This is a genomic window from Betaproteobacteria bacterium (assembly GCA_016713305.1).
Lineage (GTDB): Bacteria > Pseudomonadota > Gammaproteobacteria > Burkholderiales.
The window spans coordinates 76,758-100,622 of record JADJPK010000009.1 but is presented as its reverse complement, the minus strand read 5'-3'; the positions used below and the strand labels follow the sequence as shown (position 1 = coordinate 100,622).

Below are 23,865 nucleotides of genomic sequence, written 5' to 3'. Positions count from 1 at the left end.
GAACATTGCGGGGAAGGTTACTTGCCGATCGGCCGGCGTTCTTGCTTGCAGGCAGGTCCCGCCGATTGAGTTCGTTTCGCAATCGGCGGGCGGGTCCGCGCCTTTGCTCCCGTCCCGGGTTCGATCACACGGCTCGAGGCCTGAGTGAGAAGATCGGCCTCGTCCGCCGTCAACGCGAGCGACACGCCGTCGAGCAGCGACTGCAACTGGTTTGCAGAGGTGGCGCTCGCGATGGGCGCGGAAAATGTTCGGGCGGGTGAGAAGCCACGCGAGTGCGACCGATCCTGGTTGCGTGTTGCGGGCCTCGGCGACCTGGTCCAGCGCGGCCAGCACCCGCATTCCGCGTTCGTCGAGGTACTTGGCGATCCAGGCCCCGCGCGGGCTCTTTCCCAGGTCGGCCTGCGACCGGTACTTCCCAGTGAGGAATCCGGACGCGAGGGAAAAATAGGGGATCACGCCCACGCCATGACGGCTGCACACGTCGGCCAGCGCGCCTTCGTAGCCTTGGCGTTCCATGAGGTTGTACAGCGGCTGCAGGACGGTGTAAGAGGGAAGGCCGCGGCTCGCGCTCGCCTCGATCGCGCTTTCCAGCCTGTCGGCCGCGTGGTTTGAGGCCCCGATCGCGCGGACCTTGCCCTGTTCGATCAGCCGGGCGTAGGCGCCGAGCGTCTCTTCCAGGGGATCGAGGCATCGTCCATGTGCGACTGGTAGAGGTCGATGCAGTCCGTCTGCAGCCGCTTGAGCGAGCCTTCCACCGACCTTGCAATGTAATCGGGCGCCAGTCCCTTGGCGTCCGGGCCCATCTCCATGCCGACCTTGGTCGCGATGACCATCCGGTCCCGATTGCCGCGGCTTTTCATCCAGCGGCCGATGATGTTTTCGGATTCGCCGCCCGCGTGGCCGGGAACCCAGCGGGAGTACATGTCCGCCGTGTCGATGAAGTTGCCCCCGGCTGCCGCAAAGCCATCGAGCATCGCGAAGGAGGCCGCCTCGTCGATCGTCCAGCCGAACACATTGCCGCCCAGTGCGAGGGGGGACACCTCCAGGCCGGAACGGCCCAGCACGCGCTTCTGCAACATCTCGTCTCTCCCGATGGTCGAAGGATCGTCCGCGGTCGTTCTGGCGGCCGATTGGGCCCGGAAGGTACAGCGATCGGTGCCCGAGGGCAAAGCCTTTGCCCATGGACAAGCACTTGCGGTCAACGGGCCGTTCGAACTTCCCGTTTCTGTAACGAGGCATTACACTGCCGGACGACCTCTCCACGCGTTGGCAAGCGGGAGCGGGGCGTGACCGTACACGGACGGCGGCCCCAGACAGACCGGTCGTACAAGGAAAAATCAAGACACGCGGAGGAGGCGTTGCAGCCAACCGATATCCGTAGTCCCCAGTACTTCCACAAGGTGGTGGATTGTCAGTGGGCCTGTCCGGCCCACACTCCGGTTCCCGAATACATTCGATTGATCGCAGCAGGCAGGTATGCCGATGCGTACCTCGTCAACTGGCAGTCCAACGTCTTCCCCGGCATCCTCGGCCGCACCTGCGACCGCCCCTGCGAGCCCGCCTGCCGCCGCGGCCGCGTCGAGGAGGCCAACCTCGAGAAGCCCGAACCCGTCGCGATCTGCCGCCTGAAGCGAGTCGCGGCCGATCACAAGGGCGACGTGCGATCCCGCATGCCCCGTCCACCCGCGACCGGCAATGGCCGCCGGATCGCCTGTGTCGGGGGAGGGCCGGCCTCGCTGACCGTGGCCCGCGATCTCGCGCCGCTCGGGTACGACGTGACCGTGTTCGAGGGCGATCCCAAGCCGGGCGGCTTCATGCGAACCCAGGTTCCGCGTTTCCGGTTGCCGGAAGAGGTGATCGACGAGGAAACCGGTTACATCCTCGACATGGGTGTGACGTTCCGCGGGGGCAGCCGCATCGATTCGCTGCGCGCCCTCCTGGGGCAGGGCTACGACGCGGTCTTCGTCGGCACGGGCGCGCCCCGGGGCCGCGATCTCGACGTTCCCGGACGCAAGGAGGCTGCCGGCCATATCCACATCGGCATCGATTGGCTCGCTTCCGTGTCCTTCGGCCATGTGGACAAGGTCGGCAAGCGCGTGATCGTGCTGGGCGGCGGCAACACGGCCATGGACTGCTGCCGGTCGGCGCGCCGTCTGGGGGGCGAGGACGTCAAGGTGATCGTCCGTTCCGGATTCGAGGAGATGAAGGCGTCTCCCTGGGAGAAGGAGGACGCGATCCACGAAGGCATTCCCATCCTCAACTACCTGGTGCCCAAGAGCTTCGAGCACAGCGCGGGACGTCTCACCGGCATGACCTTCGAGAAGGTGCACGCGGTGTACGACGAGAAGGGCCGGCGCCAGCTCCTGCCCACCGGCGAACCGGATCAGAGCTTCGAGTGTGACGAGGTGCTGATTGCGGTCGGCCAGGAAAACGCCTTTCCCTGGATCGAGCGCGATCTTGGCATGGAGTTCGACCGCTGGGGGCTGCCTGTCCTGGACGCTTCCACGCACCAGTCGACGATTCCCAACGTCTTTTTCGGCGGGGATGCCGCTTTCGGTCCCAAGAACATCATCACGGCCGTGGCCCACGGTCACGAAGCCGCCGTGTCCATCCACAAGTTCTGTCTGGGCGAGGACATCCGGCAGCGACCCGATCCGCGCACCCGGCTCACCTCGCAGAAGATGGGCATCCACGAGTGGAGCTACGACAACGACGTGTCCGGGGACAAGCGCCACAGCGTTCCCTGGGCGGTCGCCGAGCGCGCCCTGCGCAGCATCAAGGTGGAGGTCGAACTGGGATTCGACGCGGCCACGGCGTACAAGGAGGCCGAGCGCTGCCTGAACTGCGACGTACAGACGGTGTTCGGACGTGACCTATGCATCGAGTGCGACGCCTGCGCGGACATCTGTCCCATGGACTGCATCACCTTTACCGCCAATGGCGAAGAGGCCGACCTGCGCCAGCGTCTCAACGCGCCGGCGCTCAATGCGGAACAGGACCTCTACGTATCGCCGGCACTCAAGACCGGACGCATCATGGTCAAGGACGAGGACGTCTGCCTGCATTGCGGCCTGTGCGCCGAGCGCTGCCCGACGGGCGCCTGGGACATGCAGAAGTTCTTGCTGGAAATGACACATGCGGGACCGGGATGCCAGACCCGGAGCACGGAGAGGAGCGCTGCGTGAAAGCACTCGCTGCGACCAACGATTTCGTCGTCAAGTTCGCCAACGTCAACGGTTCGGGGTCGGCGTCGGCCAACGAGCTGTTCGCCAAATCCATCCTGCGGATGGGCGTGCCGGTCAGCCCGCAACATCTTTCCTTCCAACATCCAGGGTCTGCCCACGTGGTACGAGGTCCGGGTGAACGAGAAGGGTTGGCTCGGACGGCGTGGTGGCGTGGATCTCATGGTGGCCATGAATCCACAGACCTGGGACGCCGACATCAAGGAGATCGAGCCGGGCGGCTATCTGTTCTACGACAGTTCCAAGCCTCTGCCCCCGTCGAAATTCCGCGACGACGTGAACGTGATCGGCATGCCGCTCACCGAGCTGTGCAATGCGGCCTACAGCGATCCGCGGCAGCGGCAGCTCTTCAAGAACATCATCTACATCGGCGCGCTGTCGGTTCTGCTGGACATGGACCCGGAAGCCATCGCCTCCCTCATCGGTGAGCAGTACAAGGGCAAGGAGAAGCTGCTGCAGCCCAACCTCAACGCCCTCGCCATGGGACGCGAGTACGCCCGGAAGCATCTCCAGCATCCCATTGGCCTCCGGGTCCGGCGGGCGGACAACGTCGGCAACAAGATCTTCATCGACGGCAACAGCGCGGCCGCGCTCGGCTGCGTGTACGGCGGTGCCACGGTGTGCGCCTGGTATCCGATCACGCCCTCGTCCTCGCTGGCCGAGGCCTTTCAGCGCTATTGCGCCAAGTTGCGCGTCGATCCGGAAACCGGAGAGAACCGCTACGCCATCGTGCAGGCCGAAGACGAGCTCGCGTCCATCGGCATGTGCGTCGGCGCGGGCTGGAACGGGGCGAGATCGTTCACTGCGACCTCCGGTCCGGGCATCTCGCTCATGACCGAGTTCATCGGCCTCGCGTATTTCGCCGAGATTCCGGTGACTCTCATCAACGTGCAAAGAGGCGGACCGTCCACCGGCATGCCGACACGCACGCAGCAGGCGGACATCCTGGCATGTGCCTACGCCTCCCATGGCGACACCAAGCACGTGCTGCTCTTTCCCGAGGATCCGTACGAGTGTTTCGAGCACTCCGCTGCGGCGCTGGACCTGGCCGACCGGCTTCAGACCCCTGTCTTCGTGATGACGGACTTGGACATCGGGATGAACCAGCGCTTGTGCGAGCCTTTCCGCTGGGACGACTCGCGGGAGTACGACCGCGGCAAGGTGATGACCCGCGAGATGCTCGACGCGGGTGTGACCTTCGGGCGCTATCTCGACGTCGACGGCGACGGCGTTCCCTATCGCACCTATCCGGGCACGCATCCCACCAAGGGCGGTTATTTCACCCGGAACACCACGCGCAATCCCTACGCTGCCTACTCGGAGAAGGGCGACGACTACACCTACAACGTCCAGCGCCTGCTGCAGAAGCTGGAAACGGCGAAGGGGCTGGTGCCGCAGCCCGTCATCACCCGATGCAAGCAGAAAACCCGATTCGGGGTGATCTTCTACGGATCGACGAGTCCGGCGATGGCGGAGGCGGCAGTGACGCTCGAGGAAGAGGGCACCCACGTCGACACCATGCGCATCCGGGCATTTCCGTTCAGCGATGCCGTGAGCGAGTTCGTGCTGGAGCACGATCTCGTCTTCGTGGTCGAGCAGAACCGTGACGCGCAGTTGCGCACCATGCTCGTGAACGAACTCAATCTCGATCCTGCCCGTGTCATGCCCGTCTTGCACTACGACGGCACGCCCATCACCGCACGGTTCATCATCGACGAAATCGAAAGCCGGATCCGCGTGCTGAACATCGAACCGCTGCGCAAGGACAAGGTGGCCTGACATGACCTACATCGCCAAGCCCAAGCTGCATCACCCCACGCTGCCGACCAACCGGGTCGGCTACACGAGGCGGGATTACGAAGGCAAGATTTCGACGCTCTGCGCCGGGTGCGGTCATGACTCGATATCGGCCGCGATCATCCAGGCCTGCTGGGAGATGAACGTCGAGCCGCACCGTGTCGCCAAGCTCTCCGGCATCGGGTGTTCGTCGAAGACGCCGGACTACTTCCTCGGCAACTCGCACGGATTCAACACCGTGCACGGGCGCATGCCCTCGGTGCTTACCGGCGCCAATCTCGCGAACCGGCAATTGCTGTATCTGGGCGTCTCCGGTGACGGAGATTCGGCCTCCATCGGCCTCGGCCAGTTCGCGCACGTGATGCGCCGCGGTGTCAACATGGTGTACGTCCTCGAGAACAACGGCGTCTACGGGTTGACCAAGGGGCAGTTCTCGGCGACTGCGGACGAGGGTTCGCGCTCCAAGCGGGGTGTGGTCAACATGGATTCGCCGATCGACACGGCGTCGCTGGCACTCATCATGGGTGCGACTTTCGTGGCACGCGGATTCTCGGGCGACAAGCGGCAACTCGTTCCGCTCATCAAGGCGGCAATCCACCACCAGGGCGCGGCCTTCATCGACGTGATCAGCCCCTGCGTCGCCTTCAACAATCACGCAGGCAGCACCAAGAGCTACGACTACGTGCGCGAGCACAACGATGCCGTGAACCGCATCGACTTCATCGAAGGCCGCTCTCCCATCACGGCCGACTACGAGGAAGGGGAGGTGGTCGAGATCACCCAGCACGACGGAACGGTGCTGCGTCTGCGCAAGATCGACGAGGATCACGATCCGACCGACAAGGTGGCCGCGCTCAATTACATCCAGGAGCACCAGGCGAAAGGCGAGGTCGTGACCGGACTGCTGTATGCCGATCCACGGGCGGAAGATCTCCACCGGCATCTCAAGACCGTGGAGGCTCCGCTCAACACGCTGGGGCGAAGGAACTGTGTCCCGGCAGCGCCGTGCTGGAGAAGATCAACGCCTCGCTCCGCTGACGGCCCCGGCATCCGGTTCGGCCTCCTGTACCGGAGCGGAGCCGGTGCGATCGTCGGCATGGCATGCTTCATCGCCGCCCTGGTTCCTGCCGGTCCCTCGCTCGCATTGGATCTCCCCGGCCTCCTGAGCACTCTCGAATCGCTGCGTGCGCGTCATGCGGTGGCCGGGTTCGGCCTGGCGGTCGTCAAGGATGGACAGCCTGTCTACGTGGGGGGCGGTGGAACCGCAGACAGGCAGATTGGAAGGGCCGTCGACGGCGACACCCTGTGGCGCATCGGATCGGTCACCAAGGTCTTTACGGGAATCGCGACCCTGATCGCGCTCCGGAACGTCGACCAAGGTCTCGACAGCCCCTTGCGGACGATCATTCCGGAGGCGCCGTTCGTCAATCCGTGGGAGAAGAGCGATCCGGTGCGGGTGGGGCATTTGCTGGAGCATACCGCCGGGCTGTCGGACCTGAGCCGCATCGAATTCGATTCGACCGACCCGAAGCCGCTCTCCCTCGATGAAGCCTTTCGTCTCGATCCATCGTCCCGTCTGTTGCGCTGGCCGCCGGGAAGGTACTCGTCCTACTCCAACGTGGGCGCGGGGATGGCGGCGCTCGTCATCGAACGCCTGAGCGGCGAAGAGTACGAGTCCTTCGTTGCATCCCGGATCCTGCGCCCTCTGGGCATGAGTTCTGCCGGATTCCGGCTGGACAGCAGCGCGGCGGCGCGCCTGGCGCAGGGCTACGACTCCGACGGAGTGAAACCCCTGCCTTACTGGCACGTGTTGTATCGCGCATTCGGCGGTCTCAATGCAGACGGCCGGGACATGGCGCGATTTCTACAGTGGCTCCTCGAGCCGTCCCGGGCGGCGGTGCTGTCTTCGGCGGAGATGAGCCGGCTGGAAACGCCCGACACCACGCTGGCGGCCCGATCGGGGCTGCGCTATGGCTACGCGAAGGGGGTGTACCAATACGTCCATGACGGATTCGTCTGGATGGGACATGGCGGAGACGCGGACGGGTATCTGTCCCGCCTCGGCTATCGGCGAGAGGCGGGCGTCGGTTACTTTCTCGTCATCAACGCCTTCAAGCCCCGGGCCCTGCGCGAAATGCAGGATGCGGTCGAGACCGCGCTGGAAGGAGGGTTCTCCCGGCCGGAACCGCCCCCCGTGATGGCGTTGGAGTCATCCGAACTGGGCGCGATGGCCGGATGCTATCGGACGGTCACGCGCAGGTTTACGTGGCAGGACAGCGGCGACGAGGAGTCACTGACCGTCCGGGTGCGAGGCGATCATCTGGTCACGGTCTCCGCCTCGGGGGCCGAAGGCGACCTCTGGCCCGTCACCCCGAGCCACTTCCGGCGCACGGACGAAACCGTCGCGACCAGCGCCATTGTGCGGGACCTCGACGGGCGTCTGATCCTCCAGGGCGACATGGGGAATCTCCGGCGCGAGACCGGACTACCGGATGCGGGCGGCTGCGTCCCGTAACCGGCAGGGCACGGGCGCGCCGAATCCTGTGGAAGAGGGCGAATCCAAGGGGCGGGACATCCCGGTCGGCCGGTCCCGGCAGGGGCGAAGTTGACCGGGAAGGGGGGTCGACCCTTGTTCGCGGAAGAAATCCCGGCGAACGGCTGAAGACTTCGAGGGTCCGGCCGTTAAGGCGAGACATGCCCGGGATTCGGCTTCGGACGCGGGATTTGCGCCTACCACATAAACTGGAAAGGCGCAAATCTCCCGGTACTCAAGATTTTGAGGTGTCAGCCGTAAATCCTTTGTGACAGCGGTTTGAAGGCCTTTGATGGCGAGGGTAACCACAGTCGGGTTAGGAATCACGCAACTTTGACTATCGTCGAGAGGAATTCATGTCTCAAGTAATCGGCACCAACGTCGCTTCGCTCAACGCGCAGCGTAACCTCAGCACCTCGCAAGGATCGCTCGCAACCGCCCTGCAGCGGCTGTCGTCGGGGCTGCGTATCAACTCCGCCAAGGACGACGCTGCCGGCCTCGCGATTTCCGAGCGTTTCACTTCGCAGATCCGCGGCCTCGAACAGGCTCGCCGCAACGCCAATGACGGTATCTCGCTGTCGCAGACTGCAGAAGGCGCGCTCCAGTCGTCCGGCGACATTCTCCAGCGTATTCGCGAACTGTCCGTCCAGTCGGCCAACGCATCGAATTCTGCCGGTGACCGCAAGGCGCTGCAGGCGGAAGTGGGCCAGCTGGTCGCGGAACTGGACCGGATTGCGAACAACACGGAATTCAACGGACTGAAGCTGCTCGACGGCTCGTTCGGTTCCGCGGCATTCCAGGTCGGCGCGAACGCCAACCAGATCATCACGGCGCAGACCGGCGATTTCCGCACCACGGTCTACGGCAACAACAACTACAAGAGCGCGATCATCACGGCGAGCGACACCGCCGCGTTCACCGCCGAGGACTTCGACATCCAGGGTCTGGAGTCGGCGACCATCAGCGCCGTGGCGACCGATACGGCTCGCACACTGGCCAACAAGGTCAATTCCCAGTCCGACGTCACGGGCGTGACGGCGACGGGCCGCACCAAGTCGCAACTGGCGTTCGACACCGCCGATGAGAGCTACACGCTGTCCTTCACGTCCAACAACACAACGGCCGTGAACGTGACGTTCTCCGTCGGCGCGGTGGACACGGCAGAAGGCCTGGCGAGCGCGGTTTCGTCCATCAACGACGCCGCGTCGAAGACGGGCGTCACTGCCAAGCTCAACGACACCCAGGACGGCATCATCCTGGAGAACGCCTCCGGCGAGAACATCCGCGTGGACAACGGCGCGTCTTCGGGCGGCGGGATCACATTGGGCAACTACGACGCGACGAACGACAACTACGAGACGGGTGTGGCGGCTGCGGCCGGCGCCGGTCTGCAGGTCGTGGGCTACCTCGAGTTCGCCTCCGATCGCGGTTTCGCCATCGCGAACAGCGGCGGCACCAACGTGGCCGACGGTTCGGCAACGCTGCAATCCGTTTCGACGATCGACGTCTCCAACGTGGCCGGTGCCAACAGCGCTCTGGCGATCGTGGATGCAGCACTCGCTGCGGTGAACGGTCAACGTGCCCGGTTCGGCGCTCTGCAGTCCCGCTTCGAGAACACCGTGGCGAACCTGCAGACGACGTCCGAGAACCTGACGGCGTCCCGCTCGCGCATCCGTGATGCGGACTTCGCGGCCGAAACCGCAGCGCTGACGCGCTCGCAGATCCTGCAACAGGCCGGCACCGCCGTCCTGGCGCAGGCGAACGCGATCCCGCAGAACGTGCTGTCGCTGCTGCAGTAAGCGTTCCATGAAGGCCGGCGGTAATCGCCGCCGGCCGAACGCTGCAATGTCTTGAGGATTCAGATCATGGTTGTTCAGGCGACGATGTTGTCGGCTCTCAAGCCCCGAGTGGGCGAAGCGGGCTCCAGCGCAGCGAACCCGGCTGCGGCCACACCTGCGGCACAGGCTGCGAAGCCCGTGACGCCCAACAAGCCGCGCGCGCAGGAATCTGCGGAAGCCGTCGAGGCCGCGGATCTCGCGAGGACCGTGCAGGATGCGCAGGACGTGGCTTCGGCCGCTGGCGCCAAGCTGCAGTTCTCCATCGACAAGGATATCGGGAAGACGATCATCAAGGTGGTCGACTCCACGACGAACGAGGTGATTCGCCAGATTCCCTCGGAAGAACTGGTGGCGCTTGCCAAGAACATGGACAAGCTGGAAGGGATGCTCTTCAACCAGAAAGTCTGACGCGGACCGGCTCAAGGCGCCCGCCAGGCATGCCGTAAACACGGTTATCGTCAATCTGGCACGCGGACGTCATGGCTATCTCCACTCCAGGCATCGGCTCTAACCTCGACGTCAACAGCATCGTTTCGCAGTTGATGGCGATCGAGCGGCAGCCGCTCGACCGCCTGGATGTCAAGGAAGCCAGCTATCAGGCGAAACTGTCGGCCTATGGAGGCGTGCGCTCGGCGCTCTCCACGTTTCAGGACGCCGTCGACTCGCTCGCGACAGGGACGAAGTTCGTCACCCGCTCGGCGACGAGTACGGATACGGCCGTCGCCACTGCCTCCGCAAAATCGAATGCCCAGACCGGAACGTACAGTCTGGACGTCTCCCAGCTCGCCCAGTCTCACGTCCTCGCGGCCGCCGGCCAGGCCAACTCCACCGATGCCATCGGCTCGGGCGTCAGTACCGAATTGCGGTTCGAGTTCGGGACCATCTCCGGCGGCACGCTGACTTCGGGCGTCTACTCCGGCGCGAGCTTCGCGTCCAACGCCCAGTCGACGACCGGCGTGGTCACGATCGATCCGACCAACAACTCCCTGTCCGGCATCAAGGACGCGATCAACGCGGCCGGCATCGGCGTTCGCGCGAGCATCGTCGGGGACGGCAGCGCGAACCCGTACCGCCTGGTCCTCCAGTCGGCCAGTTCCGGCGCCGCCGGGAGCATGAAGATTTCCGTCTCGGGAGACAGCGCCCTGGAATCGCTGCTTTCCTACGACCCCGCGGGCACGCAGAACCTGACCCAGACGGTCGAGGCCCAGGACGCCGAACTCACCATCAACGGGTTGGCCATTGCCAGCAGTTCCAACAGCCTTTCCGATGCCATCGAAGGGGCTACGGTGTCGCTGCTGAAGGCCGGGACGACGACCGTCACGGTGAGCCGGGACACTTCCGGCGTCCAGAGCGCGGTCCAGGATTTCGTGGACGCCTACAACGAACTGAGCAAGACTCTGACGGGCGTGAGCGCGGCCGACGTCAAGGCCGGGACCAAGGCGGCGCTGAACGGCGACAGCGCCGTCCGGACCATCCAGTCGCAGCTTCGTGCCGCGCTGAGCGGATCGCTCGGTTCCAATTTCGCGCTCAACACGCTCTCGCAGATCGGCATCGGTTTCCAGCGCGACGGCACGCTCCAGCTGGACACGGGCAAACTGTCGGACGCGCTCGAATCCAATGCGGACGACGTCAGCGCGCTATTCGCCGAGAGTGGCCGCAGCACGGACAGTTTCGTCTCCGTGTCGAAACAGACATCCCGCACGCAGGCCGGCACCTATGAGCTCACCGTCACGGCGCTCGGTACGCAGGGCAGGATCGAAGGCAGCGCAGCGGCCAACCTGACCATCGAGGAAGGCACGAACGACACGCTGAACGTGGCTCTGGACGATCTGACCGCATCCGTGAAGCTGACGGCCGGTACCTATACGGCGGCCTCGCTGGCCGCCATGGTGCAGTCGGCCATCAACGGCGCATCGGCATTCTCGGCTGCATCCCGCGGCGTGACCGTGACTCAGGACGCAGGCATCTTCACCATCCTGTCGAACCGGTACGGCGCCGACTCGTCCGTCGGACTGGGGGGCAACGGCGCCCTGGATCTGCTCGGAGATTTTCCGCTCTCCTCGCAAGGGGTGGATGTGGCGGGAACGATCGGCGGCGTGGAAGCCACGGGTTCAGGGCGTCTGCTCACGGGCGCCGATGGCAGTGTGACGCAGGGGCTGGAACTGGAAATCACGGGAGGCAGCGTGGGAGCACGCGGTAACGTCACGGTGGGCTCCGGTTTCGCAGCCCGACTGAGCAGCCTCATCGACGGCTTTCTGGATGGCGACGGAACGCTGGCGAGCCGGACCGAGGGAGTGAACCGCTCCATCGACGACATCGACCGGCTGCGGGATACGCTGAACCGCCGATTGCAGGATACGGAAACGCGATACAGGGCGCAGTTCACGGCCCTGGACGTGATGATGACCAACATGCTTCAGACCAGCAATTACCTGACACAGCAGCTTTCGGCCTTGAACAATTCGAAGGGGTGACCCAGCCGGCGATCCGACGCTGTTCCGGTCGCCTGAACCATCGGTCCGGATGCGCGCGCGTTCGTGACTTTTCACGGGAAATTGAACATGAATGCGGTATTCGACAGTGCCCTGAAGACGTACGCCCGACTGGACGTCGAGACGGGAGTGGCCGGTGCGACCCCGGAGATGCTGATCGTCATGCTGTACGACGGAGCGATTCGTGCCGTCTCGACTGCCCTCGTGGAGATGCAGCGTGGCGAGATCGCCGCCAAGGGAGCGCAGATCACGAAGGCGCTCCGGATCCTCGAAGAAGGCCTGTCCTGCGCCCTGGATACCCAGGCCGGCGGCGAACTTGCCGAGAATCTCGCGGCGCTGTACGAGTACATGGGAGACCGGCTGATGCTCGCCAATCTGCGCAACGATCCAGCGTTGCTGGAGGAAGTGCGGTTGCTGTTGTCCGAACTTCGCGAGGCGTGGCAGGCGCTCGTGAAGAAGCAGAGCGAGGCAGGCGGGATCACGTCGTTGCCGCGGGATCGCGGCAATCCGGTGAGCTACGGGAAGGTCTGAGCAACGGCAAGGTCTGAGCAACGGCAAGAGGCAGCACGCGGTGTCGCAGAATCGAATCGTCGAGATCTACAGCGAGGCGCTCGAACTCACGGGGCGCATGTTCGATGCCGCCCGCGCGAGCGACTGGGATGGCCTCGTCAAGCTCGAGCAGGCGCGCGACCGTCTGATCGAGCAGGCACGCGTACTGGATGCGGAGCCCCCCCAGGCCGGCGACATCCAGGCACGCAAGCGCGAACTGCTGCAGCAGATACTGGAGCGGGACGAGGAGATCCGGGCGCTGACCCAGGACTGGATGCGCGAACTGCGCGACATCCTCGAGAACGCGAACAATGTCCAGCGCCTGCAGAAGACGTACACGCAGCGCTGATCCGACCTGGCCATCCCGCCGGGCCGTCTTCCCGTGACGGCATTGACGCTGGCGGATGCCGGCGTCACACTGGCTCTGCCGGATCATGTGAGCCGTCCAATGGATTCCATCGTCCTTACCTGGCGCGAACTGCTGATCGCTGCCATCGTCATTCTCGGCGTGTACATCGCGGAAGTCCTGCTTCTGCTGCGCCATGGCCGCTCGCCTGCCTTGCGTCTGTGGCGCGGGGTGCGGAAGTCCTCCGAGCCGTCTCTCGCCATCGGTCCGCTCAGGCAGGAGATTGCCGAGCTGAAGCTCCAGATCGCCGAGCTTCGCGCCCAGATGGAGGCTCAGCGTGCCCAGACTCCCGCCGAGCAGCCCACGCCCTACGCGCAGGCCATCCAGATGGCAAGGGGAGGCGGGGCAGCGCCCGATATCTCCTCGTCGTGCGGCATCTCGCGCGGCGAAGCCGAACTCATCACCGCGCTTTACCGCAAGCGCTGACCCCGTTTCGCTGCCCGTTCCGTGGACGCTCTGCAGCAGACTCGTCTGGCAACGTTCCTCCGGCTTTTCCAGTCGTCGGTCCCGGATCTTCCGGAGGGCGGTGAATCCCACTCCGGCACCGCCTTGCGTGCCGGCGCGCGAGTGGATGCGCGCATCGTGGAGACCTTGCCGGATGGACGCAGTCTCGTCGACGTGGAAGGCACTCTGTACCAGGCGCGGATTCCGGCATCGGTGCAGACGGGCCCGGGCGGCCGCCTTTCGCTGACCGTGATCGATGCCGGCGTCCCTCCGACGTTCGGTCTGGCCGCCCAGAGGGACGCCTCCGCGTTGCCGTCGGTCAAGGTGGACGTCGGCGCCCTCGCGGCACAGCTGCGCAGCATCGCCCAGACGGCGGCCTCGCAGACCGGACCGGTGGCGCCGGGAGAGCCCGTACTGCCTGCGCCGACCACCCAGGGTTCGGCTCTCGACGCCCCTTTGCGGACCGCGCTGGAAACCAGCGGGCTCTTTTACGAATCCCATCAAGCCGAATGGGTCGCAGGCAAGCGCGACCTCTCCGCCCTGCTGGCCGAACCTCAGGCGCGGCCGCTTCCCGGCTCCGGAGCCGTCGCTCCCGCCGAGGAAGGAGCCGCCTCCATCGCGGTGACGCCAGGAAGCGCATCTGCTGCAACGCAGGCGGCAGCCGCGGTCACGTCGAACGATGCGGGCGCACCGCTTTCTCCTGCGGTTGCGACCCTCGTGGACCGCCAGCTGCAGTTCGTCGGCTCCAACCAGATCCAATGGGCCGGATCGCTGTGGCCCGGACAGCGGATGGAGTGGACCGTGGAAGAGGAAACGGCCGGCGGCAGGGAAGGAGAGGACGAGACGGCCTGGTCCTCGCGGCTCAAGCTCGATCTTCCGCGGGTCGGAACGATCGAGGCGGTTCTACGCCTCACCGGCAGCGCCGTCCGGATCAGCCTGGTCGTGCCGCCAGAGCAACGGCAGGACATCGCCGACGCATTGCCCGAGTTGCGCGAGGCACTCGAGGCGCGCGGATTGCAATTGCAGGGAGCCGAGGTCGGCGGGCGTGGAGGCTGATCTCGGAACGGCGGTCGCGCTCGCGTACGAAGCCTCGGAGGGAGCGCCGCGGGTAGTGGCCAAGGGCCGGGGCGAACTTGCCAGGACGATCGTGGCGAGAGCCCGGGAAGCGGGCGTTTTCGTGCACGAATCGCCGGAGCTCGTGGCGATGCTCATGCAGGTGGATCTCGATGCCCGCATCCCGCCGGCACTCTACGTCGCGGTCGCGGAACTGCTCGCTTGGGTCTACCGGATCGAGCGGGGCGAGTCCGTCAGGCTTCCAGTTGGTGGATCAGGTCCGCTTCCAGGCGGATGACCTGTTTCGGATCCCTCAGGGTGTCGCCTTTGAGCAGGAAGACATCCTCCGCGCGGGCACCCAGCGTGTTGATCTTGGCCGTCTGCACATCGATTCCGCGTTCTGCCAGCGTACGGGCGACCGAGGAAAGCAGACCGGGACGGTCTCCCGCGATGAGCGACAGATAGAAATAGGCGCCGCGTTCGTCCGGCCGGATCGTGACCTCCGGCGAGAGCGGAAAGGCCTTCAACTGCCGTGACAGCCTGCCCCGCGTGGGGGGATCGAGCGGCCCCCCCGTCGAAAGGCGCTGCCCCAGTTCGTGTTCCACGTAGCTGATCACGTCCCGGTAGTGGGATCTCGCCGCGCCGCCGGGTTCCATCACGACGAAGCTGTCCAGCGCGTACCCGTGCCTCGTCGTGTAGATACGCGCTTCCACGATGTTGTAGCCCACTCGTTCGAAGAATCCGCAGATGCGGGCGAACAGCAGGGGCTGGTCGCGCACGTAGATCATCACTTCCAGGCCTTCGCCGATGGGCGAGAGGCGGGCACGGACGATGGGATTCTGGGCCTCCGCACGCGTGCAGAGCTGGCGCGTGTGCCAGGCGATCTCGTTGGCATCGTGGCGCAGGAAGTAGCCGTCGCCAAGCCGCGTCCAGAGATTCTCCTCGACGCCATCCGGCAGCGCATAGGCCCGCAATCTGGCTCTCACTTCGTCCTTCAGCTGCTTCAACGTTCCGGCCGTGGGGGCAGCAGCACCACTCAGCAGATTGCGGGTGTATCGGTAAAGATCCTCCAGCAGCTTCGCTTTCCAGGCGTTCCACACCTTGGGGCTGGTACCGCGAATGTCGGCGACTGTCAGGAGATACACGGCCACGAGCCGGCGCTCGTTTCCGACCAGGGAAGCGAACTGGCGTATGACCTCCGGGTCCGAAAGATCCTTCTTTTGCGCGGTGGACGACATGGTGAGGTGGTGTTCCACCAGCCAGCCCACCAGTTCCACGTCTTCGGGAGACAGTCCGTGCGCCTTGCAGAATCGCACCGCGTCTGACTTGCCCAGCACCGAATGATCACCTCCGCGTCCCTTGGCGATGTCGTGGAACAGGCCCGCGAGATATAACACCTCGGGGCGCTCGAACTCGCTCATGAGTTGCGAACAGAGCGGGTATTCGTGCGACATCTCCGGAATCGCGAAGCGCCGCAGGTTGCGCACCACCATCAGGATGTGCTCGTCCACGGTGTAGACGTGGAAGAGGTCGTGCTGCATGCGTCCGACGATCCGTCCGAAGGCGGGAATGTACAGGCCAAGCAGCCCCAGGCGGTTCAGGCGGCGCAGGGTGTGCGTGATGCCGGCGGGGCTGCGGAGGATGTCGAGAAAGGATTTCCGGTTGGCCGGATCGTGGCGGAACACGGTGTTGACGTGCTTGCGGGCGTGCCAAAGCGCTCTCTGCGTGGAGGCTGCGAGACCCTTGACCTCCGGATGCTCCTGCCACCTCAGGAAGGTCTCGAGAATCGCGCCGGGCTGGCGGTCATAGAGCGTCTCGTCGTGCAGTTCCAGGAGTTCATTGCGGATCTGGAAATGCTCGTTGACCGCGATAGGGGCCGTGTCCGGCATTGGAAACAGCCGTGCGCGCAGGTTCGCCAGCACGATCTCGCTCAGTTGCAGCACAGCCTTCGTCGTGCGGTACAGGCGCTGCATGAGCTGTTCGCTCGCCCGTCGCGCGGGCGTGTCCGAAAGACCCAGTTCTTCGGCGATGCGCCCTTGCAGATCGAACAGCAGGCGGTCCTCGCGGCGGTTGACGCGGTAGTGCAGCCGGGTGCGAAGCGACTGGAGCACCCCCTCGTGGCGAGAGAAGCGGGAGGCTTCCTGCCGAGTCAGGATGCCGTGCTCGGTGAGGTCCTGCCAGGAAGAACCGATGCCGCTGGCGCGTGCGATCCAGATGATCACCTGCAGGTCGCGCAGCCCGCCCGGGTTCTCCTTGAGGTTGGGTTCCAGGCTGTATGCGATGTCGTTGTATCGCGTGTGGCGCTGCTGGCGCTCGAGGAGCTTGGCTTCGCAGAAGGAACGTGGATCGAGGCTTTCCCGGTAACGTTGTTCGAATCGTTCGAACAGGTCCGCCGTACCGCAGATGCGCCGAGCCTCGAGAAGATTCGTCTGGATGGTGATGTCGCGCAGCGATTGCTCGATGCACTCGTCCAGCGTGCGCGTGCTCATGCCGATCTCCAGCCCGCAGTCCCACAGGCACCCCACGAATCGCTCTATCAGGCGCTCTTCTTCGGGGTGCGCAGGACGATCCAGAAGGATCAGGAGGTCGACGTCGGAGAAGGGAAACAGCGTTCCGCGGCCATAGCCGCCCACGGCGACGAGCGCCGCGCAAGCGGGCATCTCCATTCCATCCCACGCCTGAACCAGCAGCCGGTCGATGAAATGGCTTTGCCGGACGAGGGTCTGATGGACGTGCCCGCCTTCGCGGAATCTCGCGGCCAGGGAATCACGGCGCTCGCGGAGGGCGGCGCGGGCGCCCGCCACGAATTGGCGGGCATCGAAGTCGCCGGACATCGAAACCACCGCAGGCGCCGTCACGGCATTCTCAGACGGCCGGAGGAGGCGGCGCTCCGTCGGAGGTCGTCAGCACCTCGAATCCATCGTCCGTGACGAGCACCGTGTGCTCCCACTGTGCGGACAGGCTGTGATCCTTGGTGACGACTGTCCAACCATCGGCCAACTGGCGGATCGCGGCCTTTCCGGCATTGATCATGGGTTCGATGGTGAAGGTCATGCCAGACTGGAGCTTGAGACCAGTATGCGGACGGCCATAGTGGAGCACCTGGGGCTCCTCGTGAAAGCGCCGGCCGATGCCGTGCCCGCAGAACTCGCGCACCACGCTGTAACCCTGGCCCTCCGCATGCGTCTGGATCGCATGGCCGATGTCTCCCAGGAACGCTCCGGGCCGGACGATGCGGATGCCGCGCCACATGCACTCGAAGGTCACCTCGCACAGACGGCGCGCCTGGATCGAGGGCTCGCCCACGTAGAACATCCGGCTCGTGTCGCCGTGAAAGCCCTCGTGGATGACGGTGATGTCCAGATTGACGATGTCGCCGGCCTTCAACTTCTTGTCGCTGGGCACGCCGTGGCAGATGACGTGATTGACCGATGTGCAGATGCTCTTCGGGTAGGGCGAGTAGCCCGGCGGCGCGTAGTTGAGCGGGGCGGGAATGGTGTGCTGAACGCCCACCATGTAGTCGTGGCAGAGGCGGTCCAGCTCGTTGGTGGTCACGCCAGGCTGGACGCAGGGCGCGATATAGTCCAGCACCTCGGCAGCGAGACGGCCTGCCGCGCGCATCTTCGAGATGTCCTCGGGGGACTTGAGTGTGACCGACATGCTCGAATCCGGAAGTGCGCCAGCGAGTGGCGCCCGCTGCTGATCCGGAAAGACCCTCTCCCGGGCAGGAGGATGTGCCGGAAGCGCAGCAAACGCGCGAAGACGCAGCGGGTGGTGAAGAGTGGCTCCCCGACCTGGGCTCGAACCAGGGACCTGCGGATTAACAGTCCGTCGCTCTACCGACTGAGCTATCGGGGAACCGAAGGCCGCGCATTCTAGCCGCGAGGGTACGCCCGGTCAACGACTGCCGTGCGGTCCGCTCGCGGATGCAAACGCGTCGATACGGTCAGCGTTCGAGCACGGTGGCGATCGCTTGCGCCACGTACTCGATGTTGCGGCTGTTGAGGGCCGCCACACAGATGCGCCCGGTGTCGATCGCGTACACGGAGAAGTCCTTGGCCAGACGTTCGACCTGCGGCTTGGTGAGGCCGGAATACGAGAACATGCCTCTCTGGGCCAGCACGAAATCGTAGTTGGCCGACGGTACCCGCGTCTTGAGTTGCTTCACGAGTTCGCTGCGCATCGCCCGGATGCGGTCGCGCATGCCGCCGAGTTCCTGTTCCCACTGCGCGCGCAGTTCCGGCGTGTCCAGGACCATGGAGACGATCTTGCCGCCATGAGATGGCGGGTTCGAATAGTTGGTGCGGACGATCCGCTTGACCTGGCTCAGGATGCGGGCGGCCTCTTCAGGCTCGGTCGCCACGATGCTGAGGGCGCCGATGCGCTCGCCGTAGAGCGAAAAGCTCTTGGAGAACGAGCTCGACACGAACAGGGGACGACCCGTATCGGCAAAAGCGCGAACCGCGAAGGCATCGGCCTCGATGCCGTCACCGAACCCCTGGTAGGCGAGATCGAGGAAGGGGATGAGCCCGCGTTCCGCGACGATCGCCATGACCCGCTGCCACTGATCCGCAGTGAGGTCCGAGCCCGTGGGATTGTGACAGCAGGCGTGCAGTACCACGACGTCTCCGGCCGGAATGCTCTGCAGCGATTCGAAGAAGGCATCCGCGTCCAGACCGTTGAGGGCAGGAGAGTAGTAGCGGTAGCTGTTGACCTTAAAACCGGCGTACTCGAAGAGGGCGCGGTGGTTCTCCCAGCTTGGATCCGAGATCCAGACCTCCGCCTTCGGTGACAGGCGTCGCAGGAAATCGGCGCCGATCTTCAATCCACCGGTACCTCCCAGCGCCTGCACGGTCACCGCACGCTTGCTCGTGACGACGTCCGAGTTCGCCCCGAAAACCAGCGTTTGCACCGACTTGTCGTAGGCCGCCAGTCCGTCGATGGGCAGGTAGGCTCGTGGCTGGCCCGCCTCCACCAGGCGTTTTTCTGCCTGGGCGACGCATTGAAGCAGAGGTACCTTGCCCTCATCGTTGTAGTAGATCCCCACGCCAAGATTCACTTTGCGGGGATTGGTGTCGGCCACGAAGGTTTCGGTGACGCCGAGGATGGGGTCACGCGGAGCCATTTCCACGTGCTGGAACAGGACTGAGGACATGTGCGGGAAGGAGTTCAGGGGTGAGAGAAACGTGCGAGACGCCGGTCTGGGGCGAGTGGCCCGGGGGGCTGCGTGCTAGACTCGAACGCCCGTCGCAAGCAGTGCGATTCTACCCGTGATCGTTACCTTCCCCAACAGTCCATACCGGCTGCATCAGCCGTTTGCCCCCGCCGGGGACCAGCCTCAGGCCATCGAGGCACTGGCGGAGGGATTGGAGGCCGGGTTGAAGTTCCAGACGCTGCTGGGCGTCACCGGATCGGGCAAGACGTACACCATGGCCAACGTGGTGGCGCGGCTGGGCCGGCCGGCGATCATCATGGCGCCGAACAAGACGCTGGCGGCCCAGCTCTATGCGGAGATGCGGGAGTTCCTGCCCGAGAACGCGGTCGAGTACTTCGTCTCCTACTACGATTACTACCAGCCGGAAGCCTATGTGCCTTCGCGCGACCTGTACATCGAGAAGGACTCGAGCATCAACGATCACATCGAGCAGATGCGGCTGTCGGCGACCAAGTCGTTGCTCGAGCGGCGCGACACGGTGATCGTGGCCACGGTGTCCGCGATCTACGGTATCGGCGACCCTGTCGACTACCATTCGATGATTCTTCATCTTCGCGAGAAGGAACGCATCGATCAGCGGATGGCCATCCAGCGGCTGGCCGAAATGCAGTACGAGCGGTCGGACTTCGAGTTTCGCCGGGGCACTTTCCGGGTGCGCGGGGATGTCCTCGACATCTTTCCTGCGGAAAGTTCGGAGACCGCACTGCGGGTGTCACTTTTCGACGACGAGATCGAGTCGCTGTCGCTGTTCGATCCTCTGACCGGACACATCCAGAGCCGCGTGGGCCGCTTCACCGTGTATCCGTCGAGCCATTACGTCACCCCCCGCAGCACGACCCTTCGCGCTGCCGAAGCCATCAAGGCGGAGTTGCGGGAGCGCATCGAGCAGTTCCAGTCCTCCGGCAAGCTTGTGGAGGCTCAGCGGATCGAGCAGCGCACGCGATTCGATCTCGAGATGCTGCACGAGATGGGATTCTGCAAGGGGATCGAGAACTACTCCCGGCATCTGTCGGGCCGTCAGGCGGGCGAACCGCCGCCGACGCTGATCGACTATCTACCCGCCGATGCAGTGATGATCATCGACGAGAGCCACGTGACCGTGCCCCAGATCGGGGGTATGTACAAGGGGGACAGGTCGCGCAAGGAGAACCTGGTCGAATACGGATTCCGCCTGCCGTCCGCGCTCGACAACCGGCCGCTGCGTTTCGACGAGTTCGAGCGGCTCATGCCACAGACGGTCTTCGTGTCGGCCACTCCGGCCGAGTACGAAAAGGAACACCAGCAGAAAGTCGTGGAGCAGGTCGTCCGACCGACAGGGCTGGTGGACCCGGAGATCCAGGTGCGTCCGGCATCCACCCAGGTCGATGACCTCATGTCGGAGATCACCGAACGGGTGAAGCGCGATGAACGCGTGCTGGTCACCACGCTCACCAAGCGCATGGCGGAGGATCTCACCGAGTATCTGGCCGAGCACGGCGTGAAGGTGCGGTATCTCCACTCCGACGTCGACACGGTGGAACGGGTCGAGATCATTCGCGATCTGCGCCTGGGTCAATTCGATGTGCTCGTGGGCATCAACCTCCTGCGGGAAGGACTGGATCTGCCGGAAGTCTCGCTCGTGGCGATCCTCGATGCGGACAAGGAAGGCTTCCTGCGATCCGAGCGGTCGCTCATCCAGACCATCGGCCGTGCGGCACGGCATATGAGAGGCACCGCGATCATGTATGCCGACCGGGTCACGGAATCCATGCGGCGTGCCATCGACGAGACCGATCGCAGGCGCCAGAAGCAGGTGTCCCACAACACGGCCACGGGGATCGTTCCACGGGGGGTCACCAAGCGCATCAAGGACCTGATCGATGGAGTCTACGATGCCGGCGAGAGCAAGCGGGAGATCAGGACCGCGCGCAATGACGCGATGGCCTCGACCCTGAGCGAGAAGGACCTCGCGCGAGAGATCAAGCGCGTCGAGAAACAGATGCTCGAACACGCTCGCAATCTGGAATTCGAACAGGCAGCCGCGAGCCGGGACGAGTTGAGGCGGCTCAAGGAACGGCTGTTCGGAATAGCCGAGGGTGGGCCGGATGCACCGGAGGTGTCGCCGCCCGCAGCAACGAAGCGCCGGGCCTCGCGCGGGTGATGTTCAGATTCTTCGACAGACGGCCAAAGGTCGGCGTGTTGTTCGTCTGCATGGGCAATGTCTGCAGATCGCCCACGGTCGAAGGCGTGTTTCGGCGGCATGCGCGGGACGCCGGAATCGACAGGCTGCTGCGCATCGATTCTGCGGGTACGCATGCCCGTCTGCTGAACGAACCAGCGGATGCGCGAGCCTTGCGCGCCGCGGCAAGGCGCAACTACGATCTGAAGAAGATCCGTTCCCGCCAGTTCGTCGAGAGAGATTTTTCCGACTTCCACTACGTGCTGGCGATGGACCGGCACAACCTCGACGCCATTCAGGCGTTACGGCCCGCAGAACACCCCGGGCACGTGGGATTGCTGCTGGATTTCGCACCCGGGGCGAGCCATCGGGAAGTGCCTGATCCGTATTACGGCGGCCCGGAAGGATTCGAACTGGTGCTGGATCTTGCCGAGTCGGCGATGGCCGGACTGGTGAAGGAGCTTCAGGGCCGGGTCGGCCGGCCCTGAAGTCCGTTCAGCGGTCACTGCTTCGTCTCGACCTGCATCATCGGCGCGGCGTCATCCGGATTCGGGGACGCCGCCGGGCGCTGACGGCCAAGCTTGACCAGCGGTTCCTCGGGTGCCGACTGACTTGGTGCGGCAGAACGCGTCTCGATCTGCACCATGCCTTCGGGCAGTTTCAACGGTTCGGGCGCCGGTGCGACCGCTTCTGCGCGGCTGACTGCCCGTTCGATCAGTTCTCCCGGCGAGAACGTGGACGGAAGGGCAGGCGGGGACGGCGGGACCTCGCTGACAGTCGCCGGTTCGGCCACAGTTTCCCCGACCATCGGTGCGGGAAACGGGTCTGCGCGGGCTGGTTCCGGCTCTGGCGAGGCAGGTTCCATCGATTCCGGTTCCGCGAACGCGAGGCTCGAGGGAGTCTCGGGCGGCAAGGTCTCCGTGGGTTGGTTGGCCACCATTTCCACGGGGGACGAAAGTGGCTCCGTTGCCGCGAAAGACGAGGAAACGACCTCGGGAGCCGCAGATTCGGGCGTCTCCTGAAACCCCGATTCCGCCACGACTGCGGATTCCATGCGATTGCCGTCCTCATCGCTGACAGACGAGGATTCTTCCGGTCGGTTGCGTTCGCCGCGACGGCCGCGTCGGCGGCGGCTGCGGCCCTCAGCCGGTGCGCCTTCCTGACCTTCCAGGGCAGGTCGCGGCGCACGCGAGGTCTGAGTTCCCTGACGGTCTCCCGCTTCTTCCTGAGCATCTACCGCCGGGACCGGGGTCTCCGAGGCTGGAGCGCGATTGCGATTGTCCTCGCGGTTGCGCGGCGCGCGCTGGCGGCGGCTGCGTGGTGCCTGTTCTTCCGCGGAACCTTCCTCGGAGGCGGGAAGAGGAGCAGCCTGTCTGGTCGGTGCGGCCTGGCCGTCGGCGGCTGTGCGTCGGCGTTCGTTGTCCCGAGGGGGACGATCTGCACGTTCCTGGCGATCCTGCCGTGGCGGACGCGCCGGACGTTCGGCTTTCTCCCCCCTTTCCTGGCGGTCCCCGGTGCGTTCGCCGCGCTCCGGCCTGTCGCCGCGCTCGCTGCGTCCGCGACGTGGACCCTCGCCCGGGCGATCGCGGCGGTGTTCCCTTTGCCGCCGCGGTTCTTCCGGGGATCGCGACGAGGTACCGGTCGGTGCAGCGACGGCTGCCGGCGCGGGCTCGGGACGCGGAGCGAACCAGCTGAAGATCTTCTGCAGGATCGATGGCTCTCTGGACGTCGCGGGGGCGGACGGCGCCGGGGCCGGTGCTGCCGATTCGACCGGCAATGGCGCGGGTTGAGCTGGCGTGATTCCCTTCACCACCGCTTCGGTGCGAGCGGGACGTTCCGGGCCGGCGCCCGGTGTCGCCGTTTCCGTCTCGGCGGGCTGCTCCATCATCTGATAGCTGGGCGGCAGCGGGCCGGTCTGGTTCAACTCGTCGTGCCGAAGGCGGGTGACGGTGTAGTTGGGCGTTTCCAGGTGGATGTTCGGGATGAGCATGATGCTCACCTTGAGCCGGGCTTCCAGCGCCTGGAACTCGCTGCGCTTCTCGTTGAGCAGGTAGGTGGCGACCTCCACCGGGACCTGGGCATGCACGGCGGCGCTGTTCTCCTTCATCGCCTCTTCCTGGATGATGCGCAGGATGTGC

Annotated in this window: 15 protein-coding genes, 1 tRNA gene and 3 pseudogenes; 14 read left to right on the top strand and 5 right to left on the bottom strand. The window is 65.0% G+C overall.

Annotation, left to right across the window (positions count from 1 at the left end):
* Positions 1–17: 17 nt before the first annotated feature.
* Positions 18–1,076 (bottom strand): annotated as a pseudogene (locus IPK20_12790) (aldo/keto reductase).
* A gap of 282 nt (positions 1,077–1,358) precedes the next feature.
* Here IPK20_12790 and IPK20_12785 point away from each other — a divergent pair.
* The 12 genes and pseudogenes from IPK20_12785 (at position 1,359) to IPK20_12730 (ending at position 14,652) form a co-directional block, all read left to right on the top strand.
* A complete protein-coding gene (locus IPK20_12785) occupies positions 1,359–3,185 on the top strand; it encodes an FAD-dependent oxidoreductase (GenBank protein ID MBK8017494.1) in 1,827 nt (608 codons plus the stop codon).
* Positions 3,149–5,021, top strand: a pseudogene (locus IPK20_12780) (2-oxoacid:acceptor oxidoreductase subunit alpha). Before IPK20_12785 ends, IPK20_12780 begins: the two are co-directional and overlap by 37 nt.
* A gap of 1 nt (position 5,022) precedes the next feature.
* Positions 5,023–6,077, top strand: a pseudogene (locus IPK20_12775) (2-oxoacid:ferredoxin oxidoreductase subunit beta).
* A gap of 58 nt (positions 6,078–6,135) precedes the next feature.
* Positions 6,136–7,554: a beta-lactamase family protein gene (locus IPK20_12770; protein MBK8017493.1), complete on the top strand. Its 1,419-nt coding sequence runs from the start codon at positions 6,136–6,138 to the stop codon at positions 7,552–7,554.
* 374 nt (positions 7,555–7,928) lie between these two features.
* Positions 7,929–9,371, top strand: coding sequence for a flagellin (locus IPK20_12765; GenBank protein MBK8017492.1), 1,443 nt, complete (start codon positions 7,929–7,931; stop codon positions 9,369–9,371).
* An 84-nt stretch (positions 9,372–9,455) separates the two neighbouring features.
* A complete protein-coding gene (locus IPK20_12760; protein ID MBK8017491.1) occupies positions 9,456–9,818 on the top strand; it encodes a flagellar protein FlaG in 363 nt (120 codons plus the stop codon).
* A 71-nt stretch (positions 9,819–9,889) separates the two neighbouring features.
* Complete coding sequence (fliD, locus tag IPK20_12755) at positions 9,890–11,884, top strand: flagellar filament capping protein FliD (GenBank protein MBK8017490.1); 1,995 nt, start codon at positions 9,890–9,892, stop codon at positions 11,882–11,884.
* An 87-nt stretch (positions 11,885–11,971) separates the two neighbouring features.
* Positions 11,972–12,433 carry a flagellar export chaperone FliS gene (gene fliS / locus IPK20_12750; protein ID MBK8017489.1) on the top strand — a complete coding sequence of 154 codons (462 nt, stop codon included), beginning with the start codon at positions 11,972–11,974 and terminating at the stop codon, positions 12,431–12,433.
* A gap of 40 nt (positions 12,434–12,473) precedes the next feature.
* Positions 12,474–12,800: a flagellar protein FliT gene (locus tag IPK20_12745; GenBank protein ID MBK8017488.1), complete on the top strand. Its 327-nt coding sequence runs from the start codon at positions 12,474–12,476 to the stop codon at positions 12,798–12,800.
* Between the two features lie 99 nt (positions 12,801–12,899).
* On the top strand, positions 12,900–13,283 hold the full coding sequence (locus IPK20_12740) for a DUF2802 domain-containing protein (protein MBK8017487.1): 384 nt from the start codon (positions 12,900–12,902) through the stop codon (positions 13,281–13,283).
* A gap of 21 nt (positions 13,284–13,304) precedes the next feature.
* The gene (locus IPK20_12735; protein MBK8017486.1) at positions 13,305–14,357 is read left to right on the top strand and encodes a flagellar hook-length control protein FliK; all 1,053 of its coding nucleotides are present in this window, start codon (positions 13,305–13,307) and stop codon (positions 14,355–14,357) included.
* Positions 14,347–14,652, top strand: a complete 306-nt coding sequence (locus IPK20_12730; GenBank protein ID MBK8017485.1) for an EscU/YscU/HrcU family type III secretion system export apparatus switch protein — start codon at positions 14,347–14,349, stop codon at positions 14,650–14,652. Before IPK20_12735 ends, IPK20_12730 begins: the two co-directional genes overlap by 11 nt.
* On the opposite strand, the gene IPK20_12725 is transcribed toward IPK20_12730, so the two are convergent.
* From IPK20_12725 to IPK20_12710, 4 genes are all read right to left on the bottom strand, one after another.
* Positions 14,609–17,188 (bottom strand): [protein-PII] uridylyltransferase, encoded by a 2,580-nt coding sequence (locus tag IPK20_12725; GenBank protein ID MBK8017484.1) that lies wholly within the window; start codon positions 17,186–17,188, stop codon positions 14,609–14,611. The genes IPK20_12730 and IPK20_12725 overlap by 44 nt on opposite strands.
* A 31-nt stretch (positions 17,189–17,219) precedes the next feature.
* Positions 17,220–18,014, bottom strand: coding sequence for a type I methionyl aminopeptidase (gene map / locus IPK20_12720; protein MBK8017483.1), 795 nt, complete (start codon positions 18,012–18,014; stop codon positions 17,220–17,222).
* Between the two features lie 122 nt (positions 18,015–18,136).
* Positions 18,137–18,212: transfer RNA gene (locus IPK20_12715), tRNA-Asn, on the bottom strand.
* 88 nt (positions 18,213–18,300) lie between these two features.
* On the bottom strand, positions 18,301–19,497 hold the full coding sequence (locus IPK20_12710) for an aspartate/tyrosine/aromatic aminotransferase (GenBank protein MBK8017482.1): 1,197 nt from the start codon (positions 19,495–19,497) through the stop codon (positions 18,301–18,303).
* Positions 19,498–19,624: 127 nt separating this feature from the next.
* Here IPK20_12710 and uvrB point away from each other — a divergent pair, with 127 nt between their 5' ends.
* Complete coding sequence (uvrB, locus tag IPK20_12705; GenBank protein MBK8017481.1) at positions 19,625–21,709, top strand: excinuclease ABC subunit UvrB; 2,085 nt, start codon at positions 19,625–19,627, stop codon at positions 21,707–21,709.
* Positions 21,709–22,215 carry a low molecular weight phosphotyrosine protein phosphatase gene (locus IPK20_12700; protein ID MBK8017480.1) on the top strand — a complete coding sequence of 169 codons (507 nt, stop codon included), beginning with the start codon at positions 21,709–21,711 and terminating at the stop codon, positions 22,213–22,215. The genes uvrB and IPK20_12700 overlap by 1 nt, the downstream gene beginning before the upstream one ends.
* The last annotated feature ends 1,650 nt before the right edge of the window (positions 22,216–23,865 follow it).